Genomic DNA, 16,786 nt, shown 5'->3' on the forward strand with positions numbered 1-16,786 from the left:
TTCATCGGCACCAAGCCAGACGATTGAAACTACTGCCCCGATGGCGTGCGCAGGCCGTGCCAGGCGTCGCGGACCTGCTGGTAGTGCACCTCGGGCAGATAGTCCGGCGTGTTCAGGCTCAAGGTCTTGACGTCGAGATGGCCGACGGCGCTGAGCAGCGTGTAGGAAGCGATCACGCGGTCGCGATTGGCGCCGATCAGGCGGGCCTTGGCCTGGATCAGATCGGCCTGCGAGTTCAGCACATCCACCGTCGTGCGCTGTCCGCCGGCGGCCTCGCGCTGCACGCCCTGGAGCGCGACGGTCGCCGCCTTCACTTCGGACTCCGAAGCCGAGACCGCGATCTTGGCGCCTTCATTGGCAACCCAGGCGCTGACCGCCGCCGTGCGCGCCTGGTTGCGCACCTGATCGAGCACGAGCCGGCTCTGCGCCCTGATTTCCTTGGCCTGCCGGGTCTGTGCGGCGGCCTGGCCGCCGTCGTAGATCGGCACGGTGACATTGGCGACGATCGAGGCCTGATCTTCGGCGAAGGTGCCGAGCGTCGGGTCGTTGTTGCGGCTCTTGCTGGCGCTGCCCTGGACGCTGGCGCTCGGCAGCAGCGCGCCTTCGGCGACGCGGATGTTGGTGGAAGCGACATCGACGTCGAAGCCCGCCGCCATCACCGCTGGGTGCTGGCGGATCGCCATCGTCAGCGCGTCTTCGCGGCTCTTCGGCAGATAGCGGTCGACGACTTCGGCGGCCCGAAGCTGCGACGGCGCATTGCCGATCACCTGCGCGTAGATCGCCTGGCTCACCGCCAGCGCGACTTCCGCGGCGTTGAGATCGGAAAGCCCGCGGTTGAGCCGCGCCTCGGCCTGGGCGCTGTCGGTCGGCGTGACGTCGCCGGCGTTGAGGCGCCGCTGGGTGACCGAGAGCGTTTCGCGCAGGAAGGCGACGTTGGAGCGCTGCGCCTCGACCAGCGACTGGTTGGCGAGGACATTGGTGTAGGCGGTGACCGCGTCGAGCAGCACACCCTGGCCGACGTTGCGCAGCGCCTCGCGGCCAGACTGCACCTGGAGTTCGGCGGCGCGCACGTTGTTGGCGGTGCGGAAACCGTTGAACAGGGTCTGCGACACGGTGACGCCGATGATCCATGGCTTCAGATTGGCGGTCTGGATGGTGTTGTCGGGCAGCAGGTTGCGCACCGACTGCAACCCGGCGCTGAGGCTTGCCACGATCTGTGGCCGGTAGCCGGCGAGCGCCTGCGGCACGTTCTCGTCGGTGGCGCGCTGCCGCGCACGCTCGGCATTGAGTTGCGGATTGGTCTGGTAGGCCTTGGCGAGCGCCTCCGGCAGCGCTTCCGCCCGTGCGGCCGAGGGCAGGGCGCAACACAGCGCCAGCGTGGTCCATGTCGCGAGCACAGGAGCCACGCCCGATCGATGCCGCGTCATCACGCGACCAGCTCTGGCGGCACGCCCAATCATGTAATCCCGCAAATCCCGGCTGTCCGCCCCCGCCGACGGCGGCTCTCTTAGCTGTTTAACCAGCCGAGGTCCCGCAGGCAAACTGCCGCGGGGGAAACCCCCATGTATTCCGTGCTTGTTGCAGGCACGTCACAGGGATTCTGCGGGAAAGCGGCAGAGCCTTACACCAGGCTGACCGCTCGCCTGCCTTTACCTGTTCTTGTTCACCGGCTTCCGCTTCTCGATGAACGCCGCCATGCCCTCGGAGCGGTCCTCCAGTGCGAAGGTCGAGTGGAACAGGTTGCGCTCGACGCTCATGCCCTCGGCGAGCGTGGTCTCGAAGGCGCGGTTGACCGCTTCCTTGGCCATCGCGACCGCGGGCCGCGACATCGCGGCGATCTTCTCGGCCGCGGCCATCACCTCGTCCATCAGCTTGTCGGCGGGAACGATGCGGCTGACCAGGCCGCTGCGCTCGGCTTCGGCCGCATCCATCATGCGGCCGGTGAGGCAAAGGTCCATCGCCTTGGACTTGCCGATCGCACGGGTCAGGCGCTGGGTGCCGCCTATGCCGGGGATGGTGCCGAGCGTGATTTCGGGTTGACCAAATTTGGCGGTGTCGGCGGCGATGATGAAGTCGCACATCATCGCGAGCTCGCAGCCGCCGCCGAGCGCATAGCCTGCGACCGCGGCGATCGTCGGCTTGCGGCAGCGCGCGACCCGATCGCCGCCGATCGCGGCAAAATCCTCCGAGAACATGTCGATGAAGCCTTTCGGCTGCATCTCCTTGATGTCGGCGCCGGCAGCAAACGCCTTCTCGCTGCCGGTCACGACGATGCAGCCGATGGCGTTATCGGCTTCGAGATCGTCGACGGCCGCGGCGATCTCGCGGAAGACGCCGAAGGAGAGTGCGTTGAGCAGCTTCGGCCGGTTCAGCTTGATGATGCCGACCGCGCCTTTGCTTTCGACGATGATGTGTTCGAACGTGCTCATGCTCCACCCACGCTTTTGGTTGAGCGGGCAATGTGCCCGCTCGCGCGGTGGGCTTCAAGAGGCCGCAAAGCCATCGGCGCGAGGACGGCCGGAACACGCGGCCAGATGCGCGTTCCGGACCAGGTCCCGCGGGCCGGCGATCAGGCCAAAATCACGCCATGAACATACGCGCGGCGGAGGCCAGCGTCAGCAGCGTGCCGACGCCGATGAAGATTTTTCCGATCAGGGAGCTCTGGTCCCAGGCCGAGCTCTGCTGGCTGCTTGCCATCACCGGCGCCGGACGCGGCTGCGCGTCGATCACCGCCCTCTGCGCCGGCGTGTTGTCCTGTTGCAGGGCGCGGTCGATGTCGTTGAGCTGATCGGGTGCGACGACCTGGCTCTCGGCGTTCGGGGCGGCGGTATTATCGGCCGCGGCCTGGACGTTGTCGTTGGCCCGGCCCGTCATTGCGGAAGCGGCAGCCGCGGTCGGCGTATCGGCGGCGGCGAGTTGCGCGTTGGCGTTGGCGATTTCCGGCGGCATCTGGCTCGAGGTCGGCGCGTCACGATTGTCGGCCTTCGTCTCATCGGCCGTTGCCGCGGCGTCCTTCTTGTCGGCCTTGTCGTCGGATTTTTCTGCCGTCTTGGTGTTGTCGCGGTGACGCGACGTGTGATGCCGCTGCTTGGTCGGCTTGACCGTGTCGGCCTGTTTGCCCGCGCTGTCCGACTTGCTGCTTGCGGCTGAATTCGGCGCCGCCTGTGCAACGCCCCCGAACAGCAAGAAAAGCCCGGCCAGGAGAATCAGGGCCGCGCGCCCGCTGGCTTTCATCATGTTGACGATCTCCCCAAATTCCGCCCGTCCCGGGACTGAACAGAGACCCTGGGGCGTGACCACAGCGGGGCAGAAAATGGGAATCTTCGGGCCACACCGGGCAAAAGCGCGGCAAAACCGCTGCCTTCGCAGCCGGCCGCGGGGTGCGGACTGGACCGATCGGTGTTATGAGCCGTCGCAGATCCTGACGGCCGCATCGGTCGCGTGGCCAAGCAAGATCACGAATTCGTGATCTGGCTGATGCCAGCGTAACAAACTGAAAGAGCGGCCGAATTGCATGGTGAGGGGCGCGCGTGCGCGGACGTGAGGACGAGTGGACCGGCCTGATGCGGTCGGCCATGGCAGGCGATGACGCGGCGTATCATCGCCTGTTGAAGGCGGTCACGCCTGTGCTGCGCGCTGCCGCGAGGCGCGGCCTGGCTCGGGCCGGGCAGCCTCCCGACCAGGCCGAGGATATCGTGCAGGAGATTTTGTTGGCGGTGCATCTGAAGCGGCACACTTGGGACAGCGAAGCCCCCTTCGCCCCGTGGCTGTTTGCGATCGGCCGCAACAAGCTGATCGACATGCTGCGGCGACGGGGCAGGCGGATCTTCGTCAACATCGACGATTTCGCCGAGACCCTGCCGGGCGAGGCGCCGCAGGAGACGGTCTCGGCCGGCGAAGTCGCCAGCCAGCTCAATACGCTGCCGCAGCGCCAGCGCGACGTGTTGCAGTCGATCGCGGTCGACAGCACGTCGATCAAGGACACGGCGGTGAAATATTCGATGAGCGAGGGCGCGGTGCGGGTCGCGCTACATCGCGGACTTGCCGCGCTGACTGCCAAACTGCGGGACCAGTAGTCATGGACACCGATCAACTCATTCGCTCGCTCGCGGCCGACAACGCCCATCGTCCGCCGCGCGTCGGCGCGGTGCTGACCATGGCGCTGCTGGTCGCTGCGCCGCTGTCGATCCTGATCTTCGCCACCTTTCTCGGTGTGCGTCACGACGTGATGAGCGCGATGCACAACCCGTTCTTCGACATGAAGTTCGCGGTCACGCTGTCGCTCGCGATCCCGGCGATCATCGTCAGCCTGCATCTGTCGCGTCCCGAGGCCTTGCTGCGTGGCTGGGGCTGGCTACTGCTGCTGCCGGTCGGGCTGCTCGCGGTGGCGATCGGCAGCGAGGCGATGATGGCGCCGGCCATGCCGATGACGATGCGACTGGTGGGCAAGAATTCCAGGGTATGCCTGTTCGCAATCCCTGCGATGTCGCTGCCGCTGCTTGCTGGGGCCCTGTTCGGCCTGCGTCACGGCGCGCCGTCCCATCCGGCGCTCGCCGGGGCTCTCGCCGGCCTGGTGTCGGCCGGGCTCGCCGCGACGCTGTACGCTTCACACTGCACCGACGACTCGCCGCTGTTCGTCGCGACCTGGTACACGCTCGCCACCGCGTTGGTGGCGGCAATTGGCGCGCTCGTGGGGGCGAGGGTCCTACGCTACTAGCTCGCCGGCTTCACGCCGCCGGCGTCGCGCCCTGCTGCATGCGGTGGAAGCGCAGCACCTGCTGCGCGGTCGAGCTGCGCAGCGCCTCGTAAGCGTCGCGTAGCGTCAGCATGTCGGTCTGCGAGCCGCCTGAGAGCTTCTCGCGCAGGGCAATGATGGCGCGGACGCTCGACCATTGCATGGCCGCGACCTTGGCGAGGATCATCACGCCCTCGATCCGGCTTTCGATCATCATGGTCTCGGCGGTCTCGACTGCGACGCCCGCAAGCGCCGCGAGCCCCGCATTGGTCTCGTCGAACTTGCCCTGCTCCGCGAAGGTGGCGACCTGGAGCTCGGTGAGGCGGCCGTCCTCATGCAGCGACTTCACCAGCGCGCGCGCCCTCTCGGTCTGCCTGGTCATGCTGGCGGCGCGGATTCGCTGGGCCGCTTCCTGGACCACGCTGGACACGTCGTCCGCGAACTCGGGGTGCGCGGCCTCCAGCTTCCTGCGCACGGCCAAGGAGGCCTTTGCGACCAGCTTCAAATAATGATGGCGGGGCAAGTCGGGCCGCAGGCCGATGCAACTGGCGAGGTCGTCGTCACGCTCGGCGCGGGTCACGAGGTCGGCGAGACTTCCCTCCGACAGTTGCGCACCCGGATTGCTGACGGTCGATTGCACCACGTCCTCGTCGCCGCGGGTCACCAGCACGTCGGTCAGCGCTTCCGACAGCACCCGCCGTAGCGAGATCGCCTTGAGATGGGCTTGACCCCTGGTGCGCGCGATCTCGATCAGGATCTCCTCGTCCAGCCGTTCGGATTTCGACAGCACCGGGCCGGAAACCTCAATCACCTCGTCGAGCGCGAGCGTGCGGATGATCTTCGGCGGCGCAGCCGCGATCGGTGCGAGGCGGTCGGCGAGCAGCGCCTTGGCGGACGTCTCGATCTGCTCGATCAGGCATTGGAACACGTCATCGAACACACGAACGTGGTCGTCGGAATAGTCCGAGGCGTTGCCCACGAAGAGATCTGTGACGCGGCGCAGCGTCTCGACCCGGTGCGCGACGGTGCCGTGCGAGAGCGCGGTTTGCAATTCCTCGAGCAGATTCTCGGATGATTTGGCGGATTTAGATCTCATTGCCCTGTCCTGGCGCGTTCGGCCCGGCAGCGGCTTCGGTCGCGCCGGGAGAAAATGGATTGATCAGCTGGTTGCAATGCGGTTGCGCCCCTGTGCCTTGGCGGAATAGAGCGCGCTATCGGCGCGCACGAGAAACGTGTCGGCGGTATCGTTGTCGCGCAGCGTCACGACGCCCGCGGAAATGGTCACGCGCATGCCCGGGGAGAATGCGCTCCAGTCCAGATCGGCGACGATGCCGCGCAGCCGATCGAGCGTGCGCGATGCCGCATCGCCGTCCGTCCCCGGCAGCAGCAGCAAGAATTCCTCGCCGCCGTAGCGGCCGAAGCAGTCGGCCGGGCGGATGTTGGCGAAAATGGTGATTGCGAAGGTGCGCAGCACCTCGTCGCCGACGGGATGGCCATGGGCGTCGTTGATGCGCTTGAACCAGTCGAGATCGATGAGTGCGATCGCGCAAGGGGTCGATGTCTGCCGCGATTTTTCGATCTCGGCGTCGAGAAGCCGCATGATGCAGCGGCGGTTGTAGGAGCCGGTGAGTTCGTCGAGCTCCGCCAGCTCCTCGATGCGCTGATAGGCGGCCTTCAGCTCGATGCTGCGCCGGTACAGGATCTTGCGCAGCGTGGCGCCGAACAGGCCGAGGAAGGCGCACTGGCCAATCACCAGCACGAAGCACAGCATCGAGGCGGCCCGTTGCAGCTGGGTCGTAACCGGCAGTCCGATTGGCAAGTCCGAGGCGAGGAAGACCAAGGCGAGCCCGCAAGTGGCGAGGCCCCAGGTGAGCATCGCCTGGCTCGATGTCATACGAAGCGTGCCGAAGGCGAAGATCAGAAACAGCACGGCAAGGAACGCAACTCCGACTGTCGGCACCGCGAGCAGGAACAGCAGCTGCAGCGACATATGCGCCGAGATCTGGAAGACGGTGAGGTAATGATCCTCGAACCGGTCGCCGAAGCCCGCTTCCGACAGCACGGTGAAGGTTCCGATGGTCAGAAGGCCGCCGAGCCAGAACAGTGACGGAACGCCCATGGAGATGACGCCGTCATAGGCGTAGAGCAGCAGGACGGAGGCGCCGAGCGAGTAGCTCGCCACCTGGCCGACATACATCTGGCGCCGCTGCCGGATCCGGCGCGCCAGGACCTCGGGTGCCGCAGCCGCGGTCGTCAGGGCGAGATCCGCGGCCTCAGCGGCATTCCTCTCGGGAAAGGACGTCGCAGCCGTGCTCATGGTCCCGCCCAATGGTGGATGTCAGCCCAAAAATCTACGTGGCAAGCCTTTAGGTTTGGTATCCTTCGAAACCGAATCCACGCTGTGCAGCGCAGGAGCGGGGACGTCGAGCGGCCGAGGAATTTGCCGGCCGTGAGGCGTCGTGTGCGACGCGGTCGAGCCAAAGCAGGGCTTCGGAAGACATATGTCGTGCTAGGCTGCTAAGGTTCCATGCACGTCGGCTTCTCTATGCTGGACGGCATTGCTCAGGAAAGTGCTTCATTACTATGTTACCGTTCTTGAGCGCGGCGCCCAGCCGCGGGTGGCAAAAGGAAATTTCGCGTATGTGGGGTAGATCACACAGCCTCCCGTATGACTGCGGTAGGCTGAACAATTTTACCCCTCCCGTCGAACCGTCTGCCGCATCGACCCGACCAATCTTGCGAGACGGCCTTTGAGCGTGACACAAGCGGCTTCGGACGAGATCCTGATCGCCAGGATCGCTCAAGGCGACCGGCTCGCCATGCAGGTGCTGTACGGGCGGCACCATGTAAGGGTGTATCGGTTCGGCCTTCGGCTCGTGCGGGACGAGCAGGCGGCGGAAGACCTCATCAGTGAGGTATTTCTCGACGTCTGGCGTCAAGCCGGCAAGTTCGAGGGCCGATCCGCCGTTTCCACCTGGCTGCTGGCCATTACCCGATTCAAGGCCCTGTCTGCGCTTCGGCGCAGGAAGGATTTTGAGTTGGACGACGACGCCGCGAACGCGATCGAGGACACGTCCGACAATCCGGAAACGGCGGTGCAGAAGAAGGATACCAGTGAAGCGTTGCGGGAGTGTCTGACGGGCCTCTCGCCGGATCATCGGGAAATCGTCGATCTCGTCTACTACCACGAGAAATCCGTGGAAGAGGTGGCCGAAATCGTTGGCATCCCGGAGAACACTGTGAAGACGCGCTTGTTCTATGCGCGCAAGAAATTGGCCGAACTGCTGAAGGCAGCCGGCATTGAGCGAGGCTGGCCATGATGGCTTTGAGCAAGAAGATGCTGGAGCAAGAGCCCGGTGAAATTGAACTGCTGCTGCCGTGGCACGCCGCCGGCACGCTGAACCCGCGCGATGCGCGCCGCGTCGACGAGGCGCTAGCGCGCGATCCCGAGCTCGCGAAGCAATATGCCGCGATCCGCGGCGAGTATGAAGAGACCATTCATCTGAACGAGAGCCTGGGTGCTCCGTCGGCGCGCGCGATGCAGAAGCTGTTCGCGGCGATCGACGCCGAGCCCGCGCGGGCGGCCGGTTCGCTGCCGCTGTCGGCGCGCATCGCCACCTTCTTTGCGAGCCTGTCGCCGCGCACTCTCGCCTGGTCGGCGAGCCTTGGCGCCATGGCCCTCGTGCTGCAAGCCGGAATCATCGGCGCGGTGTTGACGCAGACCCAGACTGCGACCTTCCAGACTGCTTCGCTTTCGACCAGCGCTCCGATCACACGCGACCTCGGCACGACCGTCCCGCCAGCGCGCGCGCTGGTACGCTTCACGCCCGAGGCGCGCGTCGCCGACATCACCGCATTGCTCGACGGCTACCAGGCTTCGATCATCGGTGATGCCAAGGGCGGCATGTTCCGCCTCCAGTTCGACAAGGCGATGAGCCGTGACGAACTCAACTCGCTGCTTGGCAAGATGCAGCGCGAGAAGTTCGTCAACCTCGCCGTCGCGGCGCCGTAAGGCGCTTCCAAGCTGATGACGCGCAAGTCCGAAAGTGGAGTAAGAGCCGGGGTCTGCGCTTCGTCGGTCGCAGCCGCGCTTTTGCTCGCCGCCTGTCTCGGCGTCGAGGTTGCGCAGGCGCAGGCGATCATGCGCACGCCGACGATCAGCGTCCCCTCCCGAATGCCGACCATTTCTCCTGGCATCGCCGCACGCGTCAGTCCGGGCGTTGCAGCCAGAGCGGTGGCCGTCGGCCGCGGTCCCGGTCCGATCGTGACGACGAGGATTTCGGCGCGGATGGGGCCGACGCCGGTGCTGCCTTATGCGCGCTACTCCCCGAACCTCTATCCCGCCTGTACCGCGCCCGATCGCGACGCCGCCGGCGAATGCCTGGCGCAGCAGAACGCAGGCGGCGATGGCTCGGGCAAATCGGGCAAGAAGACCGCCGGAAAGCGGCGCGGCAACAACGCGCCCGTCGCCGCGGATTTGCGTACCTTCGCCGACGAATTCGTCGCCGAGATCGATGGCGGGCTGTCGTCGACCGAGGCCGACGAGCTTGCGCGTCGCCATGGCCTGACGCGCGTGTCCTCCGAGAATTTTCCGCTGATCGGGGCGACGTTCGGACTGTTCCGCATCACCGACGGCCGGCCCTCCGCGACGGTGCGGCGTGAATTCGCGGCCGACGGCAGCGTGCGTTCGGTCCAGCCGAACTTCCGCTACCTGCTTCAGGACCAGAAATCGTCGGTGCCGACCGAGGGAGATCCCGCGCAATATGCGCTGGCCAAGCTCCGCCTGCCGCAGGCACATACTCTCGCGCATGGCGCCAATGTGACGGTTGCTGTGATCGACTCCGGCATCGACGCCCGACATCCGGAACTTGCCAATTCCATTGCCGATAATTTCGATGCGCTCGGTAGCGCCGAAGGCCCGCACATTCATGGCACCGGCATTGCAGGCGCCATCGTGGCGCATGCCAAGCTGATGGGCAGCGCGCCCGAGGCGCGCATCATCGCCATCCGCGCCTTCGGCGGCACCACCGGCGGGGCCGAGAGCTCGTCCTACATCATCCTGCGCTCTCTGAACTATGCCGCCGAGCACGGCGCGCAGATCGTCAACATGAGCTTTGCCGGTCCCAAAGACGCGGTGATCGAGCGGGCCATCGCGGCGACCGCCGCGCGTGGCCTGGTGCTGATCGCAGCCGCCGGCAATGCCGGCGCGAAGTCGCCGCCGCTCTATCCGGCCGCCAATCCCAACGTGATCGCGGTCAGCGCAACCGACCAGCAGGACCGGCTGTTCACCGCCTCCAACCGTGGCAACTACATCGCGGTCGCGGCTCCCGGCGTCGATATCTTCCTGCCAGCGCCTGACGGCAAATACCAGATGACGTCGGGCACCTCGTTCTCGGCCGCGTATGTCTCCGGCGTCGCAGCGCTGCTGCTCGAGCGCAACTCCGCCTTGAAGCCGGAAGCGCTGCGCACGACGCTGGCGAAGACGGCGCGTGACCTCGGTTCACCCGGGCGTGATGATCTGTTCGGCGATGGCGGGGCCGACGCGTTTGCCGCGGTCATGGCCGTTCCCGCCGCCGGCGCGACGCCGGTCGCGGCCGCATCCGGTACAACAAAACGTGAAGATATCGAGAAGCGTCGCGACGAGCCTGGCATCCGCGCATTAGAGCAACCCTCGTTGTCGAGCACCGAGGATAAAGCCACGGTTTCTCAGGCGGATAGGCCGGCGACGCGATAGCGGCTGCGACAACTTTGCGCGCGGCGCGAAGGTTGAAAAATCAAACGCCGCATTGAACGTTCGGCCCGCTGCCACGACCAAATTATGTGGGAGCGGTTATCCCTCCCCATAAGTCATATCAGGCGCGAGCGCCCATCCACCCCAAGCGCCCATATGGCTCGACCCGTCCGGTTGTCCCCCCGGACGGGTCTTTTCTTTTTGGGCGTCCAATCCCTCGAAGCCTGCGCGAGATCAGCTTCCGGTTGAGAGATCGTGGCTCACTCATCGCCACTGCTCCGCCGGCACGCCGCAAGCGCGCTATGCTTGTGCGAAGCTTGACTCCAAAACCGCTTGAATCTCCGCACGACTACGGAGTTTGGCGACGAAAACATCGTCGTTGCTGGACAAGTCAAAACTTTTCCACAAAATATTCACGTCGCGTCTAAATTGATTCGTGTGCGTTGCGTCGCGTCCGTATTTTCTCCTGACGGGCTGATTTATGACACATCGCCAAGAGGCTATTCGCGACGTGGCTATTGGCCGCGACATTGCGGCACGCTGGTGCGCTCTCGCCGAGCAGCGGCTGGTGCATCTCTCCGAGATGTTCGAGACCGGGCGCTGGCGCCGCTATCACTCCGAGATCGCATTTCTCGAAAACATCCAGGAAGCGAAGCTCGCCGTCCAGACCTGGCGCGCCCTTGCCACCGGCGCTGACGTCGCCACGGCGGCCGCGAGCGTGTCGCCCGCATTCGGCTGGTCGCCGGCGACCATGCCCCGCATGTTTCCGCGCGAGCAGCAGGCGCAGACAGTGCAACCGAAGGCCGTGCACATCGTCCCGGAGACCGCCGTGCCGGTCAGGCTCGATCCCAAGCCGGGCGTTCTCGCCGACATCTCCGAAGCCCCGGCCGCGCGGGTCGCCGCGCCTGCCCCGATGGCACCGCTCCAAGTGCCGGCTGCCATGGCGCCGCCCACCGCGCCCGTCGCGATGACGGGGCCCAAGGTGCCGGCCGCGACGGCAGCGCCCAAGGCGCTGGCTGCGATGGCGGCGCTTCTGCCGCAGTTCTCTCCGCCGGCAGCCGAAATTGTCGCAGCCCCCGAGCGCCTGGTTGAGTTCACCTTCAGCCTCGACGGGCTCGAAGCGAAGTATCCACTGCTGCGGAACGCGTTCTAGCGTTCGGGAGGAGGCGAGCAGCGGCAGCTATCGCCGCACCGCATTCCCGCCGACCACCAATTGCGCAAACCGCTGGGCGCCGTCCACCGACAGATCGGACGTCACGGCGCGCGCATGATCGAGCCCGACCACGGCGCCGCGCGGGGTTTCCGAGATCATGTTGTTGTTGACGAGCGCGGTGCCGGCGCCGGGCACGACGGACACCCCGACGCCGGCCAGTGCCTTGCGGACCACGTTGCCCGTGATCGCGACGTCGCGGAGATATTTGCCCCAGCCGGCGACGATGCCGTAGGACGGCGCGTTCTCGATCACGTTGCCGGTGACAGATGAATCCGCCTCGATGTAGATGCCGATGCCGGCATCGTCATCCGGCGCGGTGCCGATCGGCCGCTTCGGGATCAGATTGCGGATGATGTTGCCCTGGACCACGGCGATGCGGCCGCCTTCGTTGAAATTGCAGACGGAGACGCCGACCGCGGCGCCGTCCACAATGTTGTTGGCGATCACCGCGGCCTCGAAAGCGAATTCCGAATAGAGCGCGACCTCGCGCACATCGCTGACGCTGTTGCCGGTGATGTGGATGTTCGAGGCCGAGTTGCCGCGCACGGCGGAGTAATCGCAGTTCTTGATGCGATTGCCGCGCACGATGACGTTGCCGGCGCGGAACGTGTTGATGGCGTTGCCGTACTGGCCGGAGCCGCCGGGGCCGGCCTTGATGTCCTCGATGCGGTTATCGGTGACCAGCGTGCCGTCATCGCCGATGGCCGTGCGCAGGATCTCGATGCCGTTGTCGTTGGTGCCGGTGATGGTGTTGTGGGAGACGCTGAGACCCCTGGCGTCGAACGACACCACTGCCGTCACCGCGATGTTGGTAAAGATGTTGCCCGAGATGTCGCCGGAGACCTGCTCGAGCCAGATGCCGCTGCCGCCGGAGCCGGTGATCGCGCAATCGGTGATGCGGACGTCGCGTCCGCCGAGGATCTGGATCAGCCCGCGCCGCGTCGGCAGCGGAATGCCGCCGCCGTCAAAGGTGATGCCGGAAAGGCCGATTGCATCGGAGCCGTCGCTCTGGATCGCCGAGGCCCCGCCGGTGAAGACGAATTTTGTCGCGCCGCGCACGCCGATCAGTTGCGCGCCGTTTGGCAAGCGTAGCAACCCACTGCGGTAGATGCCGGGTGGCAGCGCTAGCGGCATCTGCGCCCGCGCAGCCTCGTCGATCGCCCGCTGGAGCGCGCGGGTCTGATCCTCGCTGCTGCCGGGCCGCACGCCATATTGCGTGGCATCGCGGCCGAGCAGCGACGTCAGCGGCGCCGCACGCGCGGCGTCGGCTGGTATCGCGAGCGCGCCGGCGAGGCCTGCGGTCGATGCTCCAATGAGATGGCGGCGATTGAGGTCCATGACGCGTCCTCCGGCGGACGCGGGGGTCCGCAGCGGTTAGGTAGCGCAAAAACGGGACCGCGCGGCTGGGGCCGTGAGGATTGTTCGCGGTAGGGTTAAATGTTTACACAGTCGTGTTCCGAGCCTTCCGTGCCAACTGTACCATCTCCATCAGCATCGCTTCCCCGGCGTCCACCAGTTCCTCCAGCGTGATCCGCGGCGCGCCCTTGCGGCGCACGGCGCCACTGCGCGCGAGCAGGGGAATATGGATAAATGCGGCGAGCTTTGGCCCGCCGCCCCTGACGTTTTCGATCGCGCGCCAGCTCAGGTAATTGCAGAGATAGGCGCCGGCGTCGCGCGAGGGCCGCGCGTCGATGCCGGTGAGGCGGGCGGCGCGCAGCAGCCTTGCGGTGTGCGGGCCGAAAATCAGCGCGTCCGCATTACCGGCGATGCCGCGCTTGCTCGAGCGGGTGTTGGCGGCATCGGGCCAGAGCATGGTGACGGCGTTGCGCGCGCGGCTCTCGATGCGCAGATAGGGCGTGCGTGCGGCGAGGCCGAACATCAGCAGCGCGTCGGGCTTCTCTTTCGCGAGCACCTCCGGCAATTGCCGGTCCACCGCGGCATAGGTGACTGGGAAGATGTGGCTGGAGATCGCGGCATCGTCGAGTGCGGGACGGCGCAATTGCACCAGCCGGGCGACCAGCGGCTGGGTCGGATTGTAGGGCGCGCCGGGGAACGGGCCGAAGGCGGTGAGGAGAACGCGGAGCTTGTCGCTCATTGCAGCAACTCCAGGATCTTTTCGGCGGCGAGCGCCGGCGTGAGATGGCCGTCGGCCACCTCGGTCTCGATCTTCCGGACCTTGGTTCGCACCGACGCCTCGCTGCGCAACCGCGCCAGCATGCGTTGCTCCAGCATCGACCACATCCATTTCACCTGCTGCTCGCGCCGCCGTGCGGCGAAGTCGCCGGAGGCATTCATCGCCTTGCGGTGATCGAGGACTTTCTGCCAGATCTTCGCAATGCCGTCGCCAGTCAGCGCCGAATAGGTCTCGACCGGCGGATGCCAGTGCTCGGAGCGTGGCGTCAGGATATGCAGCGCGCCGCGATAATCGGCGGCGGTGATGTTGGCGCGCTTGAGATTGTCGCCGTCGGCCTTGTTGATCGCGATCATGTCGGCGAGTTCGACCAGGCCCTTCTTGATGCCCTGCAATTCGTCGCCGCCGCCTGGCAGCATCAAGGCCAGGAAGAAATCGGTCATGTCGCAGACCGCGGTCTCGGACTGGCCGATGCCGACGGTCTCGACCAGCACGACGTCGAAGCCGGCCGCCTCGCACAGCAGCATCGCCTCGCGTGTCTTGGCCGCGACGCCGCCGAGCGTGCCCGAGGACGGCGAGGGTCGGATGAAGGCATCGTCGGAAGCCGAGAGCCGGGCCATCCGCGTCTTGTCGCCGAGGATCGAGCCGCCGCTGCGGGCTGAGGACGGATCGACTGCGAGCACCGCGATCTTGTGACCCTGTTCGATCAGATGGATGCCGAGCGCGTCGATGGTGGTGGATTTGCCGACGCCGGGCGAGCCGGTGATGCCGACGCGGAGCGCTCTGCCGGTGTCAGGCAAGAGCATCTGCACCAGCTCGCGCGCCAGCGCCTGATGGTCGCTGCGCCGGCTCTCGACCAGCGTGATGGCCCGCGCCAGCGCCGCGCGGCTGCCGGCGCGAAGGTCATGGGCGAGGGATTTGATGTCCAGTGAAGGCTTTTTCTCAACCATGCCCTGCTTTACAACGCCCGCGTGGGGCAGGCGAGGGCCGCCCGCCCGATATCACCGGGATGTCGCCGCCACTCCGGTCCGCACCGGTTTCAGCTTTCGCCACGCCCAGACCATCACCGGCCACAGCAGCGCCCCGATCGCCATGGCGGCGAGGATCGCGGCCACGGGGCGCTCGAAAAACGGCAAAATGCTGCCGTCCGACTTGATCAGCGAAGTGACAAAGGCCTGCTCGACCATGGTGCCCATGACGATGCCGAGCACCATCGCGGCGACGGGATAACCGTTGGCTTCCATGACATAGCCGATCACGCCGAAGGCGGCGACGGTGACGACGCCGAACATGTTGTTGCCGATAGCGAACGAGCCGACTGCGCAGCACAGCATGATGATGGGCATGATGGCGGAGCGCGGTGCCAGCAGGATGTAGGCGGCAACCCGGATCATGGCGATTCCGAGCGGGATCATCAAAATGTTCGCGATGATGAACATCAGATAGATCGCGTACATGCTCGACGCTTTCTCGGTGAACAGCGTCGGTCCGGGGTTGAGCCCCTTCATGTAGAGCACGCCGATCGCGATCGCAGCGATGGTGTCGCCGGGAATGCCGAACAGTAATGATGGCACCCAGCCCGAGGCGATGCTGGCATTGTTGCTGGCGCCGGCCTCGACCAGGCCCTCGACATGGCCGGTACCGAATTTCTCCGGTTCCTTGGAGAAGCGCTTCGACATCGCATAGGACACCCAGGCGGCCATGTCGGCGCCGGCTCCGGGCAGCACGCCGATGATGATGCCGACGATGTTCCCGCGCGTCATCTGCCAATGGTATTTCTTGGTCAGCTTCCACTGACCGGCCATGATGCTTCCGAATTTGCGCCGCGGCAGCGGCGGCGGCTCGGGCGTCAGCATCGCGCGCATCACCTGGGCGACCGCGAACACGCCGACCAGCGCGGGGATCGGCTCGATGCCGCCGAACAGATCGGTGAGGCCGAAGGTGAAGCGCGGCACGCCGCCGGGATTTTCGATGCCGACGCAGGAGACCAGCAGACCGAGGAACATGCCGGCGATCGCCTTCACCGGCGAGGAGCGCGCCACCAGCGTCGCGCACATCAGGCCGAGCAGCGCCAGCCAGAAATACTCGAAGGTCGAGAACGAGAGCGCGATCTCGGCTAGCGGCGGCGCCAGAATCATCAGCGACAGCACGCCGGCGATGCCGCCCACGGCCGAGAACCACACGCCGGCCCCGAGCGCCAACTCGGCCTGTCCCTTCCGGGTCATGGCGTAAGCCTCGTCGGCATAGGCGGCGGAGGCGGGCGTGCCGGGGATGCGCAGCAGCGCACCGGGGATGTCGCCGGAGAAGATCGCCATCGAGGAGGCCGCCACGATGGTCGCAATCGCCGCGATCGGCGAGAGATAGAAGGTGACGGGGACGAGCAGGGCGGTTGCCATCGTCGCCGACAGGCCCGGCAGCGAGCCGATCACGAGCCCGTACACCGAGGCTGCGAACATCGCGATGATGACCTCCCAGGTGGAGATCAGTGCGAACGCTTCAATCAGGGTTTTCAGCATGGGGTCACCAGGGTGTCGGCAACAGGCCGGCGGGAAGCGGCACGCGCAGCAGCTTGCCGAAGATGAGGTGGATGGCGAACGGCGCCAGCGCTGCGAGCGGCAGCGCCAGCTTCCACTTTGCCCCCAACGCGGTCGAGGTGACGTAGACCATGATCGCCGCGGTGATGATGAAGCCGAGCCGGTCGGCCGCGACCACGTAGAACAGCAACAGCGCCGGCGGCAGCAGCGCGCGCAGGCCGTACAACTTTCCCTGAGGCGGCGGGGCAGCCGCTGCCTGGCCATCCTCGAGCGGGATCAGCTCTTCCGCCTCTTCGAAGGTGTGACCGATCCCGAACACGATCGCGAGCCCGCACAGCGCAAGCCCAATGCCGATCACGAGCGGAAATACGTTGGGGCCGACCGGCTGCCCGGGTACCGGCGGCAGCAGCCAGCCGCCATAGGCGGCTGCGGTGCCGAGCAC

At 66.2% G+C, this 16,786-nt stretch carries 16 protein-coding genes; 6 read left to right on the top strand and 10 right to left on the bottom strand.

Annotated features, from left to right (window positions below; translation table 11 throughout):
• Positions 1-29 precede the first annotated feature (29 nt).
• The 3 genes from IVB32_RS35080 to IVB32_RS35090 form a co-directional block, all read right to left on the bottom strand.
• Positions 30-1,427, bottom strand: coding sequence for a TolC family outer membrane protein (locus tag IVB32_RS35080; protein WP_204510676.1), 1,398 nt, complete (start codon positions 1,425-1,427; stop codon positions 30-32).
• A gap of 222 nt (positions 1,428-1,649) precedes the next feature.
• Positions 1,650-2,429: an enoyl-CoA hydratase gene (locus IVB32_RS35085; RefSeq protein WP_018456894.1), complete on the bottom strand. Its 780-nt coding sequence runs from the start codon at positions 2,427-2,429 to the stop codon at positions 1,650-1,652.
• A gap of 151 nt (positions 2,430-2,580) precedes the next feature.
• Positions 2,581-3,237, bottom strand: a complete 657-nt coding sequence (locus IVB32_RS35090; protein ID WP_018456893.1) for a hypothetical protein — start codon at positions 3,235-3,237, stop codon at positions 2,581-2,583.
• A gap of 293 nt (positions 3,238-3,530) precedes the next feature.
• On the opposite strand from IVB32_RS35090, the gene IVB32_RS35095 reads away from it, so the two are divergent.
• Positions 3,531-4,076, top strand: a complete 546-nt coding sequence (locus tag IVB32_RS35095; protein WP_085352255.1) for a sigma-70 family RNA polymerase sigma factor — start codon at positions 3,531-3,533, stop codon at positions 4,074-4,076.
• 2 nt (positions 4,077-4,078) lie between these two features.
• A complete protein-coding gene (locus tag IVB32_RS35100) occupies positions 4,079-4,717 on the top strand; it encodes a DUF1109 domain-containing protein (RefSeq protein WP_018456891.1) in 639 nt (212 codons plus the stop codon).
• A 10-nt stretch (positions 4,718-4,727) separates the two neighbouring features.
• Here IVB32_RS35100 and IVB32_RS35105 read toward each other — a convergent pair whose 3' ends face one another.
• Both IVB32_RS35105 and IVB32_RS35110 read right to left on the bottom strand, forming a co-directional pair.
• Entirely contained in the window at positions 4,728-5,831 is a 1,104-nt protein-coding gene (locus IVB32_RS35105) for a DUF2336 domain-containing protein (RefSeq protein ID WP_026233261.1), read from the bottom strand.
• A gap of 63 nt (positions 5,832-5,894) precedes the next feature.
• Positions 5,895-7,052: a GGDEF domain-containing protein gene (locus IVB32_RS35110; protein WP_018456889.1), complete on the bottom strand. Its 1,158-nt coding sequence runs from the start codon at positions 7,050-7,052 to the stop codon at positions 5,895-5,897.
• Between the two features lie 433 nt (positions 7,053-7,485).
• Here IVB32_RS35110 and IVB32_RS35115 point away from each other — a divergent pair, with 433 nt between their 5' ends.
• From IVB32_RS35115 to IVB32_RS35130, 4 genes are all read left to right on the top strand, one after another.
• Positions 7,486-8,055, top strand: a complete 570-nt coding sequence (locus IVB32_RS35115) for a sigma-70 family RNA polymerase sigma factor (protein ID WP_007593582.1) — start codon at positions 7,486-7,488, stop codon at positions 8,053-8,055.
• Positions 8,052-8,747 (top strand): hypothetical protein, encoded by a 696-nt coding sequence (locus IVB32_RS35120; protein WP_026233260.1) that lies wholly within the window; start codon positions 8,052-8,054, stop codon positions 8,745-8,747. The genes IVB32_RS35115 and IVB32_RS35120 overlap by 4 nt, the downstream gene beginning before the upstream one ends.
• 15 nt (positions 8,748-8,762) lie before the next feature.
• Entirely contained in the window at positions 8,763-10,469 is a 1,707-nt protein-coding gene (locus IVB32_RS35125) for a S8 family serine peptidase (RefSeq protein WP_026233259.1), read from the top strand.
• A gap of 508 nt (positions 10,470-10,977) precedes the next feature.
• Positions 10,978-11,619 (top strand): TIGR03809 family protein, encoded by a 642-nt coding sequence (locus IVB32_RS35130; protein ID WP_018456886.1) that lies wholly within the window; start codon positions 10,978-10,980, stop codon positions 11,617-11,619.
• A 27-nt stretch (positions 11,620-11,646) separates the two neighbouring features.
• Here the strand turns inward: IVB32_RS35130 and IVB32_RS35135 are convergent, their stop codons facing one another.
• From IVB32_RS35135 to IVB32_RS35155, 5 genes are all read right to left on the bottom strand, one after another.
• Entirely contained in the window at positions 11,647-13,017 is a 1,371-nt protein-coding gene (locus IVB32_RS35135) for a TIGR03808 family TAT-translocated repetitive protein (protein ID WP_018456885.1), read from the bottom strand.
• Positions 13,018-13,120: 103 nt separating this feature from the next.
• Positions 13,121-13,774 carry a pyroglutamyl-peptidase I gene (locus tag IVB32_RS35140; RefSeq protein ID WP_018456884.1) on the bottom strand — a complete coding sequence of 218 codons (654 nt, stop codon included), beginning with the start codon at positions 13,772-13,774 and terminating at the stop codon, positions 13,121-13,123.
• The gene (gene meaB / locus IVB32_RS35145; protein WP_018456883.1) at positions 13,771-14,760 is read right to left on the bottom strand and encodes a methylmalonyl Co-A mutase-associated GTPase MeaB; all 990 of its coding nucleotides are present in this window, start codon (positions 14,758-14,760) and stop codon (positions 13,771-13,773) included. The genes IVB32_RS35140 and meaB overlap by 4 nt, the downstream gene beginning before the upstream one ends.
• A 51-nt stretch (positions 14,761-14,811) precedes the next feature.
• Positions 14,812-16,326: a tripartite tricarboxylate transporter permease gene (locus tag IVB32_RS35150; RefSeq protein WP_018456882.1), complete on the bottom strand. Its 1,515-nt coding sequence runs from the start codon at positions 16,324-16,326 to the stop codon at positions 14,812-14,814.
• Positions 16,327-16,330: 4 nt separating this feature from the next.
• On the bottom strand, positions 16,331-16,786 hold a 456-nt coding region (locus IVB32_RS35155; RefSeq protein ID WP_247412873.1), incomplete at its 5' end, for a tripartite tricarboxylate transporter TctB family protein.

The organism is Bradyrhizobium sp. 23, assembly GCF_023073295.1.
GTDB classification, from domain to species: domain Bacteria; phylum Pseudomonadota; class Alphaproteobacteria; order Rhizobiales; family Xanthobacteraceae; genus Bradyrhizobium; species Bradyrhizobium canariense_D.

What these genes read in the sequence shown, in the direction of transcription:
- IVB32_RS35150 (WP_018456882.1), bottom strand. Translation starts at nt 16,326, where the DNA reads ATGCTGAAAACCCTGATTGAAGCGTTCGCACTGATCTCCACCTGGGAG.
- meaB (WP_018456883.1), bottom strand. Translation starts at nt 14,760, where the DNA reads ATGGTTGAGAAAAAGCCTTCACTGGACATCAAATCCCTCGCCCATGAC.
- IVB32_RS35090 (WP_018456893.1), bottom strand. Translation starts at nt 3,237, where the DNA reads ATGATGAAAGCCAGCGGGCGCGCGGCCCTGATTCTCCTGGCCGGGCTT.
- IVB32_RS35080 (WP_204510676.1), bottom strand. Translation starts at nt 1,427, where the DNA reads ATGACGCGGCATCGATCGGGCGTGGCTCCTGTGCTCGCGACATGGACC.
- IVB32_RS35140 (WP_018456884.1), bottom strand. Translation starts at nt 13,774, where the DNA reads ATGAGCGACAAGCTCCGCGTTCTCCTCACCGCCTTCGGCCCGTTCCCC.
- IVB32_RS35100 (WP_018456891.1), top strand. Translation starts at nt 4,079, where the DNA reads ATGGACACCGATCAACTCATTCGCTCGCTCGCGGCCGACAACGCCCAT.
- IVB32_RS35110 (WP_018456889.1), bottom strand. Translation starts at nt 7,052, where the DNA reads ATGAGCACGGCTGCGACGTCCTTTCCCGAGAGGAATGCCGCTGAGGCC.
- IVB32_RS35105 (WP_026233261.1), bottom strand. Translation starts at nt 5,831, where the DNA reads ATGAGATCTAAATCCGCCAAATCATCCGAGAATCTGCTCGAGGAATTG.
- IVB32_RS35120 (WP_026233260.1), top strand. Translation starts at nt 8,052, where the DNA reads ATGATGGCTTTGAGCAAGAAGATGCTGGAGCAAGAGCCCGGTGAAATT.
- IVB32_RS35135 (WP_018456885.1), bottom strand. Translation starts at nt 13,017, where the DNA reads ATGGACCTCAATCGCCGCCATCTCATTGGAGCATCGACCGCAGGCCTC.
- IVB32_RS35085 (WP_018456894.1), bottom strand. Translation starts at nt 2,429, where the DNA reads ATGAGCACGTTCGAACACATCATCGTCGAAAGCAAAGGCGCGGTCGGC.
- IVB32_RS35125 (WP_026233259.1), top strand. Translation starts at nt 8,763, where the DNA reads ATGACGCGCAAGTCCGAAAGTGGAGTAAGAGCCGGGGTCTGCGCTTCG.